General features: G+C 63.9%; 7 protein-coding genes. 3 read left to right on the forward strand and 4 right to left on the reverse strand.

Annotated features, from left to right (window positions below; all coding sequences use genetic code 11):
* Positions 1-6 precede the first annotated feature (6 nt).
* A complete protein-coding gene (locus N7607_RS22700; RefSeq protein WP_279924050.1) occupies positions 7-597 on the forward strand; it encodes a DTW domain-containing protein in 591 nt (196 codons plus the stop codon).
* 12 nt (positions 598-609) lie between these two features.
* Here the strand turns inward: N7607_RS22700 and N7607_RS22705 are convergent, their stop codons facing one another.
* Positions 610-957 (reverse strand): antibiotic biosynthesis monooxygenase, encoded by a 348-nt coding sequence (locus tag N7607_RS22705; protein ID WP_279868204.1) that lies wholly within the window; start codon positions 955-957, stop codon positions 610-612.
* A gap of 74 nt (positions 958-1,031) precedes the next feature.
* Between N7607_RS22705 and soxR the strand changes: the two genes are divergently transcribed.
* Positions 1,032-1,487 (forward strand): redox-sensitive transcriptional activator SoxR, encoded by a 456-nt coding sequence (gene soxR, locus N7607_RS22710; protein ID WP_279868203.1) that lies wholly within the window; start codon positions 1,032-1,034, stop codon positions 1,485-1,487.
* Here the strand turns inward: soxR and N7607_RS22715 are convergent.
* The 3 genes from N7607_RS22715 to N7607_RS22725 form a co-directional block, all read right to left on the reverse strand.
* On the reverse strand, positions 1,484-2,842 hold the full coding sequence (locus N7607_RS22715; RefSeq protein ID WP_279868202.1) for an HlyD family type I secretion periplasmic adaptor subunit: 1,359 nt from the start codon (positions 2,840-2,842) through the stop codon (positions 1,484-1,486). The genes soxR and N7607_RS22715 overlap by 4 nt on opposite strands.
* 12 nt (positions 2,843-2,854) lie before the next feature.
* Entirely contained in the window at positions 2,855-5,002 is a 2,148-nt protein-coding gene (locus tag N7607_RS22720; protein ID WP_279868213.1) for a type I secretion system permease/ATPase, read from the reverse strand.
* Positions 5,003-5,068: 66 nt separating this feature from the next.
* Positions 5,069-6,424 (reverse strand): TolC family outer membrane protein, encoded by a 1,356-nt coding sequence (locus N7607_RS22725; RefSeq protein WP_279868200.1) that lies wholly within the window; start codon positions 6,422-6,424, stop codon positions 5,069-5,071.
* Between the two features lie 460 nt (positions 6,425-6,884).
* On the opposite strand from N7607_RS22725, the gene N7607_RS22730 reads away from it, so the two are divergent.
* Entirely contained in the window at positions 6,885-20,546 is a 13,662-nt protein-coding gene (locus N7607_RS22730) for a retention module-containing protein (protein ID WP_279868198.1), read from the forward strand.
* Positions 20,547-20,655 lie beyond the last annotated feature (109 nt).

Genomic DNA, 20,655 nt, shown 5'->3' on the forward strand with positions numbered 1-20,655 from the left:
ACCGCCATGTCCCGAGCGCGCTGCGCCCGCTGTGCCCGCCCGCAGAGCCACTGTCTCTGTCACCTGATCCCACGCCTGCCGAGCCGCACGCGGGTGCTGATCCTGCAGCACCCGGACGAGGTCGGCCACGCGCTGAACACCGCACGCCTGGCTGCCTTGGGCCTGGAGAACGCCGAGCTGCTGGTGGGTGAGAACTTCGCCGACCTGCAGCTGGACCCGGCCTATCGCGCCTGCCTGCTGTTCCCCGGCGAGACTGCGCAAGCGCTGCCGCTGGCGCCGCAGCCAACCGACGATCGCCCGCTGTTGCTGGTGGTGCCCGACGGCACCTGGCGCAAGGCGCGCAAGCTGTTGCACCTGAACCCCTGGCTGGCGGCGTTGCCGCGGGTGTGCCTGCCGTCAGGCGTGAGCTCGCGCTACCGCCTGCGCAAGGCACCCGCCGAGGGCGCGTTGGCGACCATCGAGGCGATTGTCATCGCCCTCGATCTGCAGGAGGCGCCGCAGCGCTTCGACGCGCTGTTGCGGCCCTTCGAGGCACTGATCGAAGGGCAGATCGCCGCGATGGGCGCCGAGACCTACCAACGCAATCACGGCGGCTAGCACCCAGCCTTTCTAGTCGAGCAGGACACTGTCGAACTGGATACTTCGGGCGCCGAGGCGCAGCAGGCTGTCGGCAAACAGCTGGTTGCGGGTGCGCTGGCAATCCCAGGCGGCTTCCCAGTCTTCGCGGCGGCGCCAGCGCAGGCGACCGAGCAGGTGGTGCTCGCCGCTGGCGTGCAGCTCCGCGCCCAGGTAGCCGCTGCCTTCCTGGAACAGCTGGCGCAGCTGCTGCAGATAGTCATGGAAGCGCTGGATAATCTCCGCGCGGTGCGCGCCGTTCACTTCGATATCGATCAGCAGGGCGAAGCGGGCCTGGTGGTTGTCGTTTGCATTTTCGCTGTGGGCACTGGGAATGAGCATGGCGTTGGCTTCCTGGGCTTGAACTCGAATACCGGGCGAGGGTAAAACCTCAACTTAGCTTGAGGTCAACAGCCATGAAAAAACCTGCACAACCCTCGCGTGACCTGAGTGTTGGCGAACTGGCCAGGCGCAGCGGCGTCGCGGTATCGGCCCTGCATTTCTACGAGGCCAAGGGCCTGATCGCCAGCAACCGCAATGCCGGCAACCAGCGGCGCTATCCGCGCGAGGCTCTGCGCCGGGTGGCGGTGATCAAGGTGGCGCAGCGGGTGGGCATTCCGCTGGCGGAGATAGCGGGAGCGCTGAGTGAGTTGCCCCAGGGACGCAATCCGACGGCGGCGGACTGGGCGGGATTGTCGGCGCGTTGGCGCGAGGATCTGGATCAGCGCATCGCCAAGCTGCAGATGCTGCGCGACCAGCTGGATGGCTGCATCGGCTGTGGCTGTCTGTCGCTGGAGGCCTGCCCGCTACGCAACCCTGGCGACCTGCTGGCGGCAGAGGGGCCAGGCGCGCACTGGCAAGCGCCCGACTAGCGTTCGCGCATGGCCTCGGAGCGGGCCTTGAGCACCGGCTTGAGCAGGTAGTCCAGCACGCTCTTCTCGCCGGTGACGATGTCCACCGTGGCGACCATGCCGGGGATGATCAGCAGCGGGTGATCGTCGTTGCCCAGGTGGCTCTTGTCGGTGCGCACCTGGATCAGATAGAAGCTGTTGCCTTCCTCGTCGGTGATGGTGTCGGCGCTGATCAGCTCCAGCTTGGCCTTGAGCCCGCCGTAGATGGTGTAGTCATAGGCGGTGAACTTGACCATGGCCTTCTGCCCGGGATGCAGGAAGGCCACGTCCTGCGGGCGGATGCGCGCCTCGATCAGCAGGTTGTCTTCCAGTGGCACCACCTCGACCATGGGATCGCCGGGCTGCACCACACCGCCGATGGTGTTGACCTTGAGCAGCTTGATCACCCCGTACACCGGCGAGTTCACCGTGGTACGGCTGACCCGGTCCTGGATGGCGACGCTGGTGGAGGTGATCTTCTTCAGCTCGGTGCGGACCTCGTTGAGCTCCTTCAGCGCCTCGGTACGGAAGGTCAGGGTCGACTCGTTGAGCTTGCTCTCGATCTCCTGCATGGCGGCCTCGGCGCGGGGGATCGCCAGGTTGGTGGCGTCCAGCGAGCCGCGCATCTCCACGGCGCTGCGGCGCAGGCGGATGATTTCCACCTCGGAGATGGCGCCGGCGGCCACCAGCGGCTGCGACATGTTCAGCTCCTGTTGCACCAGCCCCAGGCTGGAGCGGTATTGCTGGGCCTTGGCACGGAATTCGGCCAGCTCCTGGGTCTTCTGTCGCAGTTGTTCCTTGAGGGTGTTCTGCTCGCTGTCCAGGCGTTGCTGGCGCGAGCGATACAGGGCCATCTCGTCCTCGACCAGCTGTGGTGCTTCCTTGACCAGCTCGTCCGCCAGGGCCAGCGGCCGGCCCTCGGCTTCGGCGCTGAGACGCTCGACGCGGGCCAGTAGGGCCAGGCGGTCGGCCTCGGTCTCACCCTTGTTGGAAATGAAGCGCGTGGCGTCCAGACGCAGCAGCACGTCGCCCTTGTTCACCACCTGGCCTTCGCGCACGAAGATCTCGGTGACGATGCCGCCTTCCAGGTTCTGGATGACCTGCACCTTGCTCGAGGGAATGGCCTTGCCCTCGCCGGTGGTGACTTCCTCCAGCACGGCGAACTTGGCCCAGATCAGCGCCACGATCAGGCACGCGCTGACCGACCACACGGTGGCACGCGCCAGCCAGGGCGAGTCTTCCAGAATGGCGCCGTCCACCTCGGGCATGAACTCGGTGTCCTGCTTCTTGCGTTGCAGGCTGCCGAAATAGTCGCGCAGGGATTGGGTCAGTTCCACGCCGTACCTCCGCTAAACCGCTGCCGGGCCGACGCGGCCGCGGCGCAGGGCATCGATCACCGCTTCCTTCGGTCCGTCCGCCACCACGTGGCCATAGTCCAGCACGATCAGGCGATCGACCAGGCTGAGCATCGAGCTGCGGTGGGTGATCAGCAGCAGGGTCTTGCCCTGGGACCAGGTCTGCAAGCGGTTGCGCAGGATGTCTTCGCTGGTGTTGTCCATGGCGCTGGTGGGCTCGTCCAGCAGCAGGATCGGCGGGTCGAGCAGCAGCGCGCGGGCCAGCAGCACGGCCTGGCGCTGGCCGCCGGACAGCAGCTGGCCGCGCTCGCCCACCGGGCGGTCGAAGCCCTGCGGGTGTTGCCGGGCCAGGTCGGTGACGCCGGTCAACTCGGCCACTTCCAGCATGCGCGTGTCGCTGACGTAGCGGGCGCCGAGGGTCAGGTTGTCGCGCAGGCTGCCGGCCAGCAGCGGCAGGTCGTGGGCTACATAGCCGATCTGGTGGCGCAGGTCGGCCACATCCAGCTGCCGCAGGTCGAGGTTGTCGAGCAGGATCTGGCCCTCGCTCGGGGTGTAGAAGTTCATCACCAGGCGCGCCAGGGTGCTTTTGCCCGAGCCGCTGCGACCGATGATGCCGACCCGTTCGCCGGCGGCCATGTGCAGGCTGACCTTGCTCAGCGCCGGGCTGCTCTGGCCGGGGTAGGTGAAGCTGATCTGACGTACGTCCAGCGCCCCTTTGAGGTGAGTGCGCTCCAGTGGCCGCTGGTTGGCCTGACGCTCCTGCGGCAGGGCCATCAGTGCGTCGGTGCTGGTCATGGTCAGGCGCGCCTGCTGGTAGCGGGTGATCAGCCCGGCGATCTGTCCGAGCGGCGCCAGTACCCGGCTGCCGAGCATGTAGCTGGCCACCAGGGCGCCGACGCTGAGATGACCGGCGATGATGATGTAGACCCCGGCAACGATGGTGGCCATGCCGGCGAACTGTTGCAGGAACATAGTGCCGTTGGTGGCCAGCGAGGCGAGGAAGCGCGCGTGGCTGTCCAGGCGGGTGAGGGCGCCGTGGGTCTTCTCCCAGCGGTGCTGGCGTTCGCTCTCGGCGCTGCAGGCCTTGAGGGTTTCCAGGCCGCCGAGGGTTTCGATCAGCAGGGCCTGGCGTTCGGCGCCCAGGGTCAGGCTCTTCTGCACCGTATCGCGCAGGCGGGCCTGGATGATCAGGGCGAATATGGCCGTGATGGGGAAGGCCAGTAGCGGGATCACCACCAGCCAGCCGCCCAGCAGGCCGATGACCAGGATCATCAGCAGGGAAAAGGGCAGGTCGATCAGGCTGGTCAGGGTCACCGCGGTGAGAAATTCGCGCAGGCCCTGGAAGTCATGAATGCTCTGGGCGAAGCCGCCGACCGTGGCCGGCCTGGCCGTCATCGACATGCCGGTGATGCGCTCGAACAGGGTGGCGGACAGCACCACGTCGGTCTTCTTGCCGGCCACGTCCAACAGATAGGCGCGCAGCACCCGCAGCAGCAGCTCGAAGCCGGTACCGATGAACAGCCCGATGACCAACACCCACAGTGTGGAGATGGCCTGGTTGGGCACCACACGGTCGTAGGTCTGCATGACGAAGAGCGGGACCATCAGCCCCAGCAGGTTGATCAGCAGGCTGGCCAGCACGGCATCGGTGTAGAGCCAGCGCGACAGTTTCAGGGTGTCGCGGAACCAGGCCTCGACCCGCGGCACCAGCGGGGTGCGGGCTTCTTCCAGTTCGTGTTGCGGCTTGGCGAAGAAGGCCTGGCCGCTGTATTCGAGCGCCAAATGGTCGCGGTTGACCCACTGCTCACCGCCATCGGCCTCGCAGGGCAGGATCTGCATCTGGTTCTTCGGGCCCATCTTGCGCAGCACGGCGCTGCGGCCGTCCTTGAGCAGCAAAAGCACCGGCAGGTTGAGCGGCGAGATGGCGTCTAGGTCGCGGCGCAATATGCGCCCCTGCAGGCCTGCACGGGCGGCCGCGCGCGGCAGCAGCTCGGCGCTGAGACGTTGCTCGGGCATGGGCAGGCCGGCCGTCAGGCTGGCGCGGCTGGCCGAGCAGTCATGCAGGTTGCAGAGGATGAGGAGTCCGTCCAGCAGCGGGTCGTCGTGACTCTGCCGCTGGTCGTCGGAGGGTCTCCGTTCCATGGTGGTCAAGGTCACTACTCCTGAGAGGTCGCCCGGCGTTTGGCGCGGGCGACGTCTTCGCCGGGACTACTTCATTTCCGGCAGTCGCGCCTCGCTCTTCACCTCGGTGAGGGCTACAGCTTCCGCCGGAACTACGACATTCTGTTTCTTCAACAGTTCGCCCATGGCAGCGATGACGCGGTACATGGAGAACTCTTCGATGTAGCGAACTTCGGTGTAGCGGCGGTTGGCGGTGAAGAGTTCGTTGTCACTGTCCAGCAAGTCGAGCAGGGTGCGCTGGCCGAGGCTGAACTGCTGTTGGTAAGCCTCGCGCACGCGCGAGGTGTAGTCAGCATAGTCGCGAGCCTTGGGAGTCTGCAGGCGGGCGTTCTCCATGGCGTTCCAGGCCAGCGAGAGGTTCTCGTTGACCACCCGCAGGGCGTTGTTGCGGATGTCCATGGACTGGTTGATCTGGTGAGCGGCCGATTGCAGACGGGCCTTGTCGCGCAGGCCGTTGAACAGGTTGTAGTTCATTACCACGGCGGCGCGCCAGGTGTTGTAGTGGCCCTCGTCGCCCTGCACGTTGTCATCGGCGGTGGTGGCCAGTTCAAGGTCGAAGCGTGGGTAAAAGGGCGACTTGGCCACTTCATATTGCTTCTCGGCGGCGTTGACGTCGGCCTGGGCGGACTTGAGGAAGGGGTTGTTGTCCATCACCGTTTGCCGGGCGATGTTGACGTCTTCCGGCATCTCGCCCTTGATCGAGGCGGGCTGCTCCAACTCGTCCGGCATGCGGCCGGTGGCGCTGAAGAAGTTGGCCTCGGCGTCGGCCAGGTTGACCTGCTCGGTATAAAGGTTGTTCTCGGCCAGGGCCAGGCGGGCTACCGATTGGTCCAGGTCGGCGGTGCTGCCAACGCCACGCTCGCTGCGCAGGCCGATCTGGTCGTTGATGCGCTGGTGGGCCTGCAGGTTGTTCTGCGCCAGGTTCACCATCTCGCGGCGCTTGAGCACTTCGAGATAGACCTCGACGGTGCGCAGGGCCAGGCTCTCGGAGGTGCCTTGTACATAGTAGGCGCGGGAGTCGACCACCGACTTGGTACGCGCCACCTCATTGGGCGTGTTGAAGCCGTCGAACAGCATCTGCCGCAGGCGCAGCTCTGCGTCGTTATAAGTCAGCGTTTCCTTATTGTGATCGCCCAGCGCGCGGGTGCTGGGGCTGTCGGTCTGCTCGCGGCCGTAGCCCAGAAGCAGATCAACGGTAGGGAGATAGCCGCCCCTGGCGATTTTCACTTCCTCATCCGCAGACAGACGATCATTCATGCTGGCGTGCAGCTCGGGATGATTGTCGATAGTGCTTTGGATGGCCTCCGAGAGTGTCATGGCCTGGGCCTGAAAACAGACCGTGGCCAGCAAAATGCCACCGTAGAGCGGTTTTAGTGAGGGCATGGCTTTTTTCTCCTTATTTATACGCTCGGTTCCTGTCGTCAAAATGCTGACGATTGTTGCCTGAAAGAGCGTTTCAGGCCTGTAACATCACAGCTAAGAACATCTTCCAGCGTAGCTAAGAAAAATTCGTCACAATATTTATGAGAAAAAAGTCTTATGCACTCTGTGAGATACGGCACATTGTTTCCTCCGTAAGCCGCGGAAAACGGGGCCTTCAGGCCTTTTCGCAGTTAAAGCAGACGGTCAAGCGCAGTTTGGAGCATAAGGGGCGGGAATGTTTCTGATGGAGTAGGTCCGGTGCAGTTGGGGCGACACTTTTTTGTCGCATTTCAAATTGGGTTCCTTGCGCCGCTCCACTTTTCTCAACTTTCTTCGCACGCAATCCCCGAGTTCGAAAGGTGATTTGACCCTTTTGAAACGTGTCGACGGTGGTCGGCAGCTGTAGTGCGGAGGAAGGATCATGGCTACTTTGATTGGTGTCGTCAGCCAGGTTGTCGGCGAGGTCTATGCGGTAGCCGGCGATGGAACGCGTCGACCGTTAGTCGAAGGCGATCGGGTGTATGCCGGCGAGCAATTGGAAACCGGCGCGGCAGGCGCGGTCGCGGTCACGCTCACCAATGGTGAGGTCCTTACCCTCGGGCGCGACAGCAGCCTGGGTCTCAACGAACAGATGCTGGCTGGCAGCGATGGCCAGACGGCTCAGCCCCAGGAGCAGGCGCCTGCCACTCCTAGCGAGGGCGATCTCACGGATGTCGAGCAACTGCAGGCCGCAATCGAAGCCGGTGTCGACCCGACCCAGGCCGGCGAGGCGACTGCTGCCGGTCCAGGCGCAGGTGGTGGCGGCGCCGGGGGTGCTGGCGGCATTGGCGGTGGTCACAGCTTCGTATTGCTGAGTGAGGTCGGCGGCGCACTGGATCCGATCATCGGCTTCCCGACTGCCGGTTTGAACAACGGCCCCGAATTCCCCGATCCCGAGCCCATCGTTACCGACGAGCCCGATTCCTCCCCGAGCCTCGAGATTTTGTATGAGGACGCCGAGGGCAGCCTGGTGGTTGGCCCGGCCATCGTCGATGAAGAAGCGCTGAGCGACGGTACCAACCCCGGCAGCGGTGCCGAGCAGGCCAGTGGCACCATCGTTGTCACTTCTCCAGATGGAATAGCTTCACTGCAGATCCAGGGCTTCGACGGCGTCTGGGTGGACGTTACCAATGGCGGCGTGGTGGTGGGCCAGTACGGCACCCTGACCGTGGATGCGGCCGGTAACTGGACCTACACCCTGACCGACAACACCCTCGATCACCCCAATACCACGGCCTCCGGCGCCGCTGACCAGGTTGGCGAGAGCTTCCCGGTGCGGGTGTTCGACCTGGATGGCGACGTATCGCCGACCGTGCAACTGAACGTGCTGGTCAACGACGACGCGCCGATCCTCACCGAAGGCGAAGGCGCCCAGGTAACCGCCATCGTCGACGAGGACGAAACCTCCGATGGCATCACCGATGGCGACTCGGTCACCAACGTGGCCGCCGGTGGCCCCGGTACCCTGACCGCGCTGGTCAACTTCGGCGCCGATGGCATCGGCAGCTTCGGCCTGTCTGGCAGCGCTACTGCCATCTCCAGCATGGAAGCCCAGGGCTTGACCTCCGGCGGTACTGCTCTCAGCTACAGCGTCGCCGGCAATGTGCTGACCGCATCGGCCGGCGGCGAAACCATCTTCACTCTGCAGGTGGGCACCGATGGCAGCTTCACCTTCACCCTGGTCGGCCAACTGGACCACCCGATCCCCGATGGCAATGACGACGAACTGCTCGAACTGCCAATCGACTTCTCCGGTGTACTGACCGCCGTCGATGGCGATGGCGACTCGGTTGGCACCTTCACCGGCGGCAGCTTCGTTATCGACGTGGAAGACGATGTGCCGCAATGGGCTGGTGGTCTTGGCGAGGGCGAAGAACAGTTCTTCCCGCGGGTCACGGAGATGGTCCACGAGGATGCTCTGAGCACCGGCGACGGCGCGCCGCACGACGGCAATCCGGAAAGCGGACAGACCACCACGGTGTCCGGCGCCGCCGGGTCGCTTTCGGCCCTGGTCGACTTCGGCGCCGATGGCCCTGGAGACTTCGGCCTTTCCAGCGACCTCAGCTCCATGGACCTGCAGGGCCTCACCTCCGGGGGCGACCCGCTGACCTACGAACTGGTTAGTGGCGTGCTGACTGCCAGCGCCGGCGGTGAAACCATCTTCACGCTGAACGTCAACGCTGATGGCAGCTGGGAATTCGTGCTGCAGGGGCCGATCGATCATCCCATCGCGGACGGCACCTTCGACTCGGAAGATCTGCCAGGTCTGGGCATCGACTTCTCCGGCGTTCTCACCGCGACCGATGGCGATGGCGATCCATTGGTGGGTGGCTTCCCGCCCGGCAGCTTCGCAATCGATGTGGAGGACGATGTACCGGTGTTGGCCGATCGGGGCGAGGAGTTCGAACCTGTCGGCGGAACGGTGCACGAGGATGCTCTGGTCGTTTCCGATATTGGTGGGGCGCCATACGAGGGCAACGATGATGCAACCCAGCAGCTCACCGTTAGCGGTGGCGCAGGAGCGCTGCATGCACTGGTCACCTTTGGCGCGGACGGCCCGGGCTCGTTCGGTCTGAGCGACAGCGAGGCCGCATTCGACTCTCTGAAGGCGCTGGGCCTGACCTCGGGCGGGCAGGCGCTGGCGTTCAACATCGATACGGTCAGCGGCTTGCTGACGGCCTCCGTGACCGGGACCGATGCCGGTGCCTATGACGTGTTCACGTTGCAGGTCAATGCGGACGGCAGCTACACCTTCACCCTCAAAGGGCCGCTGGATCACGAGCTGGCCGATGGCAACGACGGTGAGTTGTTGGGCGATGGCGCCCTGGCCATCGACTTCTCGGGCGTGCTGACCGCGACCGATGGCGATGGCGACCCGCTGGCGGGTGGGTTCAACGGCGGCAGCTTCGTCATCGATGTGCAGGATGACGTGCCCGTACTGGCCGAGCGTGGTGAGCAGCCTGAGCCGATTGGCGGCATGGTGTACGAGGACGCTCTGGCAGACCCGGCGCCCCATGATGGCAATGACGATGTTGGGCAGACGCTGACGGTGTCCGGAGGCGAGGGCTCACTGAATGCGCTGGTCGACTTCGGCGCGGATGGCCCTGGTGAGTTCAGCCTGATCGACATTGGTGGCGACGGCCAGGCCGCGGAGGATGCGCTGGAGTCGCTGACCAGCCAGGGCCTCACCTCTGGTGGACAGAACCTGCAGTTCCGCATGGATGGTGATGTGCTGGTGGGCTATGTGGAGGGTACCGACGCCGGCACTTATGACGTGTTCAGCCTGGACGTCAATGCCGATGGCAGTTGGCTCTTCACTCTTATGGGCCCGATCGACCACCCGGTGCAGGATGGCAATGATTCGGAAACCCTGGGCAGCAGCGGCCTGGCCATCGATTTCTCCGGGGTACTGGCGGCGACCGACGGTGACAACGATCCGTTGGTGGGCGGCTTCGGTGAAGGCAGCCTAGTCATCGACATTCAGGACGACGTACCGGTGCTCAATGGTGGCGCGGCTGTCGGTACCACGCTGACGGTGAGCCTGGAGGGCAGCAACGCGGGTTATGCCAATACCTACGGCTATTACGTCAAGGATGCGCTGGGTAACCCGGTCAGCGGCACTATCATCTGGGCCAATGTGCAGACCGTGGGTGCGCCTATCCAACTGGAAGGGGTCAATCCTGACTCGATCGGCTTCTTCATCATTCCCAATGGCTCGACCAACAATCCCATCGCCGGCTACGAGAATGGCGCGGAACTGACCTTCGCCGAGGTTGCAGGGGAGTGGCAGGCGTTCCTGAACGGCCAGCCGCTGGTGGGCACTGGAGCCAACGTGCTGTTCGACAATGCGCTGCTGAACCCAGCCGACAGCGCGCAATTCACCGATAACGCCGCTCCCGGCAATCAAAACTGGGAGGACATCAGCGGTGGTGGCGATGGCGACTTCAACGACGTCAATATCCAGGTGGACTGGCAGCGCCCGACCGTCCACGAGGACGCCCTGAGCACTCCGCACGATGGCAACGATGACCCCGACCAGACGCTGGTGGTCAGCGGATCTGGCGCGGGCGGCTTGTCGTCGTTGGTCGACTTTGGCGCGGATGGCCCCGGCGTCTTCGGCCTGAGCGACGATGCAGGCGACATAGCGACTCTGGAAGCCCAGGGACTGACTTCCGGCGAAGTGCCGCTGACCTACGAGGTGGTGGGCAATGTGCTCACCGCCACTGCCGGTGGGCAACTGATCTTCACCCTGACGGTGAACCCGGATGGCAGCTGGGAGTTTGTGCTGAGCGGGCCGCTGGATCATCCGCTGCCTGGCAGCACCGATGATGACCAATTGCTCGGCCTGCCGATCGATTTCTCCGGCGTGCTCACCGCGACCGATGGCGATGGCGACCCGGTGGACGGCTTTGCCGACGGCAGTTTCGTGATCAATGTCGAAGACGATGTGCCGCTGGCGCAGAACGACAGTGCCACCGTGCTGTCCGGCCAGGCCCAGAACGTCAACCTGGTGTTCGTGCTGGACTTCAGCGGCAGCATCGATGACAGCGAGCTGAACCAGATGCTCGATGCCGTGCGCTCGGCAGGGCAGGAGTTGTTCAATACGGCCACCGGCGCAGTGCAGATTCAGATCGTGGCGTTCTCGGGTACCTCGGTGTCCTACCCGTCGATCGACAACATCGCGGACTTCACCGCTCTGATTAACTCCCTCAACCCGCAGGAGCCAGGTGGTGATCGTCCGCTCGATGGCCTCACCGACTTCACCGATGCGATCCAGAAGACCATGACCTCCTACACCCCGCTGCCGGGGTGGACCAACCAGGTCATCTTCATCAGTGACGGCAACCCCAACGAGCAGACCGGCCCTGGCGGTGCGCCCTCGCTGACCGAGCCGACGGCGACCGACTGGAACAATTTCGTCGACAACAATGGCATCAACGTCACCACCATCGGCATCGGTGACAACATCGACGATCCACGTCTGGAAGACATCGACGTGGACGCCGGGGCGAACAACGACCCGCTGCGTGTCGATGACTTCGATGACCTGGTCGACACCCTGGTGGATCAGGTGATCGGTGGCCTGGTGGGCGGCAACGTGCTGTTGGGCAATGACAGTGCCGTGGGCGGTGGCGACGACGACGCCTTCGGTGCCGACGGTCCCGGCCAGATTCTCTCCATCGAGATCAATGGCACCACCTACACCTGGGATGGCACCGCCGATGGCGACCAGCAGCTGACCGACATCGCAACGGCCGAAGGCGGCAAGCTGAGCTTCAACTTCTCGACCGGTGCCTGGAGCTATCAGGCCCCGGCCAGTGTGAGCGGTGACAAGACCGAGACCTTCACCTACACCATCATCGACAACGACGGTGACCCAGCCACTGCCAACCTGAGCGTCTTCGTGGAAGACACCAGCCCGGTTGTCGACCAGGTCCATGAGGATGCTTTGCCGACTGGTAACCCTGAAGGAGGCCAGACCACCATAGCTACCGGTAGTCTGACCTCGCTGATTGTCGGCCCGGACAGCATGTCCGGCGTGCAGTTCAGCCTGTCCAGCAACACCAGCGGGCTGCCTGCGGCTACTTCCAACGGCATCGGCCTGGTCTACAGCGTTGATACCGGCACCAACACCCTGACTGCCACGGCAGGGCCCGGCGGAACCCCGGTGTTCACCCTGCAGGTGGCCAGCAACGGTGGGTACACCTTCACCCTGCTCGGGCCTGTGGATCATCCATCGGCGGGTACCTATGACAACGAACTGCTGGTGATGAACTTCGCCAGCATTCTGCAGGCGTCCGACGGCGTTGATCCGGTCGCCCTGGCCGGTGGCTTCCTCATTCAGATCGAGGATGACCTGCCGATCATCGAGTCCACCCCAGCCCCGAACGATTCGCTGCAGGTCGACGAAACCAGCCTGGCCACCAATGCCACGGCGAACTTCGGCACCCTGTTCAACAGCCTGTATGGCGGCGATGGGGCTGGCGCCACCACCTTCGGCCTGCAGATCAGCAGCAATGGTGTGGATACCGGTCTGGATGACGTTGCCACCGGCAGCAACATCCGCCTGTACATGCAGGGCAATGACGTCGTCGGCCGCGTCGGCAACTCCGGCGGACCGATCGCCTTCCGCGTATCGGTCAACAGTGCTACGGGCCAGGTGACGCTGGATCAGATCCGCGCCATCGAGCACAGCCCGAACAGCGGGCCGGACCAGGAATCCAGCCTGGCAGCGGCCAACCAGATCCAACTGGTGGGCAATATCGTCGACGACGACGGTGACACCGATAGGGCCGCACTCGACCTCGGTCACGCCATCAGCTTCCGCGATGACGCGCCGAGCATCAGCGCGACGGCAGTGCCTGCCGGCGAGCTGCGGGTGGATGAGAGCAACCTGAGCAGCAACGATACCGATGACTTCAGCGGCTTCTTCAGCGGCAGCTTCGGCGCCGATGGTGCCGGCGACATCGATTACGACCTGAGCGTCAGCGCCGCCGGTGTGGACAGCGGCCTGGATGATTCGGCCACCGGCCAGAGCATCCTGCTGTACATGCAGGGTGGCGATGTGGTCGGCCGCGTGGGTGGCCCGGCAGGTCAGATCGCCTTCCGCGTATCGGTCAATGGCGATGGTGATGTCACCCTGGATCAGCAACGGTCGATCATGCACAGCCCGGATGCCGGACCAGATCAGGCCGCGACTCTGGCAGCTGCCAACCTGATCAAGCTGACCGCCACCATCACCGATGAGGATGGTGACAGCGCCAGTGCCGTGCTCGACATCGGTCAGGCCATCGCCTTCGAGGATGATGCGCCGAGCATCGACGCCAGGTCGGTCAGCAGTGACAGCCTGCAGGTCGACGAGAGCAATCTGGCGGTCAATGCCAGCGTCAACTTCGCCGGCGCCTTCTCGGGCGACTACGGCGCTGATGGTGCGGGCACTACCAGCTACAGCCTGAGCGTCAGCTCGGCGGGTGTGGACAGCGGCCTGGATGACTCGGCTACCGGCAGCAACATCCTGCTGTACAACGAGGCCGGCGTGATCGTCGGTCGCGTCGGCGGCCCGGCAGGACAGGTGTCCTTCACCGTGTCGGTGAATGGCTCCGGCGTGGTCATCCTGGATCAAGTCCGGTCGATCATGCACACGCCCAACACCACCAGCGACCAGGAGACCAGCCTAGGTTCTGCCAACCTGATCCAGCTGAGCGCGACCATCACCGACAAGGATGGCGATAGCGATTCGGCCACCATCAACCTGGGCAACGCCATCAGCTTCAAGGACGATGGTCCGAGCATCAGTGCCGGCGCTGCGGCTGCCGACAGCCTGCAGGTGGATGAAACCAACCTGTCGATCAACGCCAGCACCAGCTTCGCCGGCGCCTTTACCGGCAGCTACGGCGCCGATGGTGCGGGTACCACCACCTACAGCCTGAGCGTCAGCTCGTCAGGCGTGGACAGTGGTCTGGATGATTCCGCTACCGGCAGCAGCATCCTGCTGTATCTGGACGGCGGCAATATCGTCGGCAAGGTCGGCAATTCGGGCGGGCCGGTGGCCTTTACCCTGTCGGTGAACTCGTCCGGCGTAGTTACCCTGGACCAGCTGCGCTCGATCATGCACACGCCGAACACCACCAATGACCAGGAGACCAGCCTGAGCGCTGCCAACCTGGTGCGGCTGACGGCGACCATCACCGACAAGGACGGCGACAGCAGTAGCGCCACCCTGAACCTGGGCAGTGCCATCAGCTTCCGCGATGATGGCCCGAGCCTCAGTGCCGGCGCGGTGGCTGCGGACAGCCTGCAGGTGGATGAAAGCAATCTCACCGTCAACGCCAGCACCAGCTTTGCCAGCGCCTTTACCGGCAGCTATGGCGCCGATGGCGCGGGTACCACCACCTACAGCCTGAGCGTGAGTTCGGCAGGCGTCGACAGTGGCCTGGATGATTCCGCCACCGGCAGCAATATCCTGCTGTATCTGGAAAGCGGCAACATCGTCGGCAAGGTCGGCAGCTCGGGCGGGCCGGTGGCCTTTACCCTGTCGGTGAACTCGTCCGGCGTGGTCACTCTGGACCAGCTCCGCTCGATCATGCACACGCCCAACACCACCAATGACCAGGAGACCAGCCTGAGCGCTGCCAACCTGGTGCGACTGACGGCGACTATCACCGACAAGGACGGCGACAGCAGCAGCGCCACCCTGAACCTGGGCGATGCCATCAGCTTCCGCGATGACGGCCCGAGCATCAGTGCCGGTGCGGTGGCTGCGGACAGCCTGCAGGTGGATGAAACCAATCTCACCGTCAACGCCAGCGCCAGCTTTGCCAGCGCCTTTACCGGCAGCTATGGCGCCGATGGCGCGGGTACCACTACCTACAGCCTGAGCGTGAGTTCGGCGGGCGTGGATAGCGGCCTGGATGATTCCGCCACCGGCAGCAATATCCTGCTGTATCTGGAAAGCGGCAACATCGTCGGCAAGGTCGGCAGCTCGGGCGGGCCGGTGGCCTTTACCGTGTCGGTGAACTCGTCCGGCGTGGTCACTCTGGACCAGCTCCGCTCGATCATGCATACGCCGGACAGCGGGACGAATCAGGAGTCGAGCCTGAGCGCCGCCAACCTGGTGCAGCTGACTGCGCTCATCACCGACAAGGATGGTGACAGCAGCAGTGCCACCATCGATCTGGGCAGCGCGATCAGCTTCCGGGACGATGCTCCGGACATCAACGCCAGCGCCGCCACTGCCGACAGCCTGCAGGTGGATGAGACCACGCTTGGCACGGATGTAACCACCAACTTCAGTGGTCTGTTCACGGGCGGCTATGGTGCGGATGGTGCGGGCACCACTACCTACAGCCTGAATGTCAGCGCGGCGGGTGTGGACAGTGGCCTGGATGATTCGGCCACGGGCCAGAACATCCTGCTGTATCTGGAAAGCGGCAATGTGGTCGGGCGGGTCGGTGGCCCTGCAGGTCAGGTGTCCTTCACCGTGTCGGTCAACGCCTCTGGCCAGGTAACGCTTGATCAGCAGCGGGCAATCACCCACACGCCCAACAGTGGGGCCGATCAGGAGTCCAGCCTCGGCGCCGCCAACATGGTGCAACTGATTGCCACCATGACCGACAAGGACGGTGATGTTGATACCGCTACCGTCAATCTGGGCAGCGCCATCAGCTTCAAGGACGATGGCCCGAGCGCCGGCAGCAACAACGCCGTGCAGCTGGACGACGATGCGCTGGCCAATGGCATCGCCGGTGGCCCTGGCGGTACCGATGATGCGAACTCGGTGAATACCACTGGCACGCTGTCGCTGAACTTCGGTGCCGATGGCGCCGGCAGTGTGGCCTGGCAAACCACTGGTAACCCGATGGGCTTCACCTACGCCAACGGCCCCGGCGGTTCCCTGTTGATCAATCAGGGCTCTACCACGGTGCTGACGGTGACACTGAACAGCACCACCGGTGCCTATACCGTTACCCAGAACGCACCGATCCAGCATGCCAACGCCAACCTGGAGAACAACCAGTCGTTCAACCTGACCTATCAGGTCACCGACAAGGACGGCGACACCGCAATCGGTACGCTGTCGATCAACGTCGACGACGACACTCCGGTATCGCAGAACGATACGGCCTACGTCGGCACCAGCCAGACCCAGGACATCAACCTGGTGTTCGTGCTGGACTTCAGCGGCAGCATCGACAACACCGAGCTGAACGCCATGCTCGATGCGGTGCGCACGGCGGGGCAGGAGCTGTTCAACACGGCCACCGGTGATGTGAAGATCCAGATCGTGGCGTTCTCGGATGACTCGATCGGCTATCCGGTAGTCACCAATATCACTGCCTTCACCAATCTGGTGAATTCTCTCAATCCGGATGAGGGTGGTACTCGGCCGCTGAACAGCACCACGGACTTCACCGATGCCATCCAGCAGACCATGGTTTCCTACGCCCCGCTGCCGGGCTGGAACAACCAGGTCATCTTCATCAGCGACGGTAACCCCAACGAGCAGACCGGTACCGGCGGCAACTCGCTGAGCGATGCGACGGCAGCTGCCTGGAACACCTTCGTCGATAACAACGGCATCACCATCACCACCATCGGCGTGGGTGACGGCATCCTCGATACCCGTCTGGACGACGTCGATATGGATGCGGGCCCGAACAACACTCCGCTGCGCGTCGATGACTTCGACGACCTGGTCGATACCCTGATCGATCAGGTGGTCGGCGGCCTGGTGAGCGGCAGCGTGCTGCTGGGCAGCAACAATGCCTCCGGCGGTGGCGACGATGACAGCTACGGTGCCGATGGCCCCGGCCGTATCCAGTCCATCGAGATCAACGGCATCACCTACGTCTGGGACGGCGCGGGTGTCATCGACTCGAGCAGCGGGCCGAATATCGCCGGCAATCAGCTGGTCGACATACCCACCCAGGATGGCGGCAGGCTGAGCTTCAACTTCAGCAATGGGGCCTGGTCCTACAAGGCGCCGAGCATCATCAGCGGCGATCAGACGGAGACCTTCACCTACACCATCGTGGACAAGGACGGCGACCCCTCCACCTCCACGCTGACCGTGTATGTGGAAGACAACAGCCCGATCATCGCCAAGGTTGACGAGGACGAGCTGCCAGGTGGCATCACCGATGGCGATGTGGTGACCACCATCGCAACCGGCAACCTCAGTGAACTGGCGGTAGGCCCATCGGCTGGCGTGCAGTTCGGTCTGTCCGGCAGTACTGCGGGGCTGGCTCCGGCCACTTCCGGAGGTGTCGGCCTGGTCTACAGCGTGTCCGGTAATACCCTCACCGCCAAGGCAGGGGCGAGCGGCCCGACCGTGTTCACCCTGCAGGTGCTGAACAACGGTGATTACACCTTCACCCTGTCGAAGGCGCTGGATCATCCGCTGGGTAACGGTAATGACAGCGAGCTGCTGGTGCTGAACTTCGCCAGCGTGCTGCAGGCCAGCAACGGTTCCGGCCCCGTAGGCTTGGCCGGCGACTTCCTGGTGCAGATCGAAGACGACGTGCCGACCATCGCTGCCGGTTCCGTCCCCGTCGACTCGTTGCAGGTGGATGAAACCAACCTGACGGCCAATGCCAGCACCAGCTTCGCCGGCTCCTTTACTAGCAACTATGGTGGTGATGGTGCGGGTACCACCACTTACAGCCTGAGCGTCAGCTCGTCGGGTGTGGACAGTGGCCTGGATGACTCCGCCACTGGCAGCAACATCCTGCTGTATCTGGAGAGCGGCAACGTGGTTGGGCGGGTTGGCGGCCCGGCTGGGCAGGTGTCCTTCACCGTGTCGGTGAACGGCTCGGGTGTGGTCACCCTGGATCAGGCCCGCTCGATCATGCACACGCCCAACACCACCAACGACCAGGAGAGCAGCCTGAGCGCCGCCAACCTGGTACAGCTGAGTGCGACCATCACCGACAAGGACGGTGACAGCAGCAGCGCCACCGTCAACCTGGGCAGCGCCATCAGCTTCCGCGATGACGGTCCCAGCATCAGTGCCAGCCCGGCAACTGCCGATAGTCTGCAAGTGGACGAGAGCAACCTGGCGGCCAATACCGGCGTCAACTACTCCGGCCTGTTCACCAGCAGCTATGGCGCCGACGGTGCCGGCACCACCACCTACAGCCTGAGCGTCAGCTCGTCAGGTGTGGACAGTGGCCTGGATGACTCCGCCACTGGCAGCAACATCCTGCTGTATCTGGAGAGCGGCAACGTGGTTGGCCGGGTCGGAGGCCCGGCCGGGCAGGTGTCCTTCACCGTCACGGTGAATGGCTCGGGTGTAGTGACCCTGGATCAGCAACGGGCAGTCATGCATACGCCCAATAGCGGCCCGGACCAGGAGGTCAGCCTGAGCGCTGCCAACCTGGTGCAGCTGAATGCGACCATTACCGATAAAGATGGCGACAGCAGCACGGCCAGCGTCAATCTGGGCAGCGCCATCAGCTTCAGGGACGATGCGCCAACCGCTGCCAACCAGACCCAGGCCGGCCAAGCCACGGTCAACATCAACAGCAACCTGCTGATCGTTCTGGACGTGTCCGGCAGCATGGATTACCCGTCGGGTGTCGGCGGCATGGACCGCCTGGAAGTGGCGAAGAACTCGCTGCTGGAATTGCTGGAGCAGTACGACGCCATGGGCGACGTGCGGGTCAGCTTCGTGACCTTCTCGTCCGGGTCCGATATCCAGAGCACCTGGGTCACCGTGGCCCAGGCCAAGGCAGCCATTCTGGCCACTAGCCCCGGCGGGCTGACCAACTACGACGCTGCGCTGGTCGATGCCATGGACGTGTATAACGACGCCGGCAAGCTCGCGACCGGCAACGTGCAGAACGTCGCCTACTTCCTCTCGGATGGCCAACCCAACGAGCCGAGTGGCAGTGCCGGCATCTCGGCGGCGGAGGAGCTGGCGTGGACCAACTTCCTCACCGCCAACAATATCCGGGCCTATGCACTGGGCATGGGGACCGGTGTAACCGTCTCGGCACTCAACCCGATCGCCTACAACGGCACCAACAGCACCAACACAGGTGCAATAGAGGTGGACGACCTGAATGACCTGACCACCACGCTGATCGCCACGGCCCAGGCCTCGCCGATTCCCGGCAGCCTGACCGCTGGTGGCAGCTTCGGTGCCGATGGCGGCTTTGTGCGCAGCATCGTGGTGGACGGCAAGACCTACACCTACGACAAGGCCACCAACACCTTCCTGGCCACGGGGCCGGGTGCCAACAATGGCAGCATCGCCGGCAACACCCTGACGGTGACCATGGGGGGCGGGTCGAACATCGCGGTGAACATGCTCACCGGCTCTTACACCTACACGCCGCCAAGCGCGATCAACACCGTGGTGGTCGCCACCATCGTCTTCACCCTGATGGATAACGACGGCGACACGGCGGCGGCCAACCTCAACATCAACATCGCCCCCGGACAGGGCGCCATGGTTGTTCGCGACGACCTGCTCCTCACCAACGTCAACAGCCAGGGCGGGGATGATGTGATCAACATTCCGGCTTGGGCACTGCTGGCCAACGACACCGGCCCCAACAGCGGGCTACTGTCGCTGTTGAACGTATCGGGAGCCACCAGTGGGGACGTGAGCCTGTCTGGTAGCACGGTGACCTTTACCGAGAACAGCAGTAGCTCAACCAATGGCGGGACCTTCAGCTACGGTGCCTCTATCAACGGCAGTACCACCTTGGACACTGCAGCTGTAGATGTCACTCGCAGTGCCGGCTCCAGCACGCTCAACGGGACCTTCCGCAACGAGATTCTGCTGGGCCGGGACGGCACTGCGGATACTCTCAACGGCGGTGACGGAGACGATGTGCTGGTCGGTCTGGGTGGCAATGACACCCTGGACGGTGGCAGCGGTAACGACATCCTCGCCGGCGGCGCTGGCAACGATGTCCTGACCGGCGGAATCGGCGTGGATACCGTGACCTACGTCGATGCCACGGCAGGAGTAGCCGTCAACCTGGGTACCCTGGTGTCGCAGAACACCGGCGGCGCAGGGAACGACACCATCACCCAGGTCGAGAACCTGTTCGGCTCCAATTTCGTCGACACCCTGACCGGTGACAGCAGCACCAACGTGCTGTTCGGCGGCGGTGCCAACGACACCCTGCTGGGCATGGGCGGTGCCGACTTCCTGATCGGTGGCCTGGGTGCGGACACCATGGCGGGTGGTAGCGGCAAGGACACCTTCGTCTGGCAGAAAGGCGGCCTGGGTGGCGGTCTGGACCACATCACCGACTTCAACGTCGATCTGACTGGGACCAACTCCGACATCCTCGATCTGTCGCAGCTGCTGTCTGGCGTCGGCAGCAACCCGGGTGACCTGCAGAACTACCTGGACTTCGCCTTCGCCGGTACCACCACGACGATCAGCGTACGCTCGGTAGTGGCAGGCCCGGTTGAGCAGCAGGTGATGCTGGACAACGTCAATCTGTCGACCCTCTACAGCGGTACAACCAACGAGGCCACCATCATCACCAACCTGCTGGATGACAATGCGATGAAAACCGCCTGACGCACCTGTGGTCCCGACAATGATGGCGGGGCCCGCACGGAGCGACGGGGTCGAACTGCCATTTATGTGATCGGCCCGCTACCCTTGTGGGGTAGCGGGCTTTTTTATG

It is taken from the genome of Pseudomonas sp. GD04019, from assembly GCF_029837695.1.
GTDB lineage: Bacteria > Pseudomonadota > Gammaproteobacteria > Pseudomonadales > Pseudomonadaceae > Aquipseudomonas.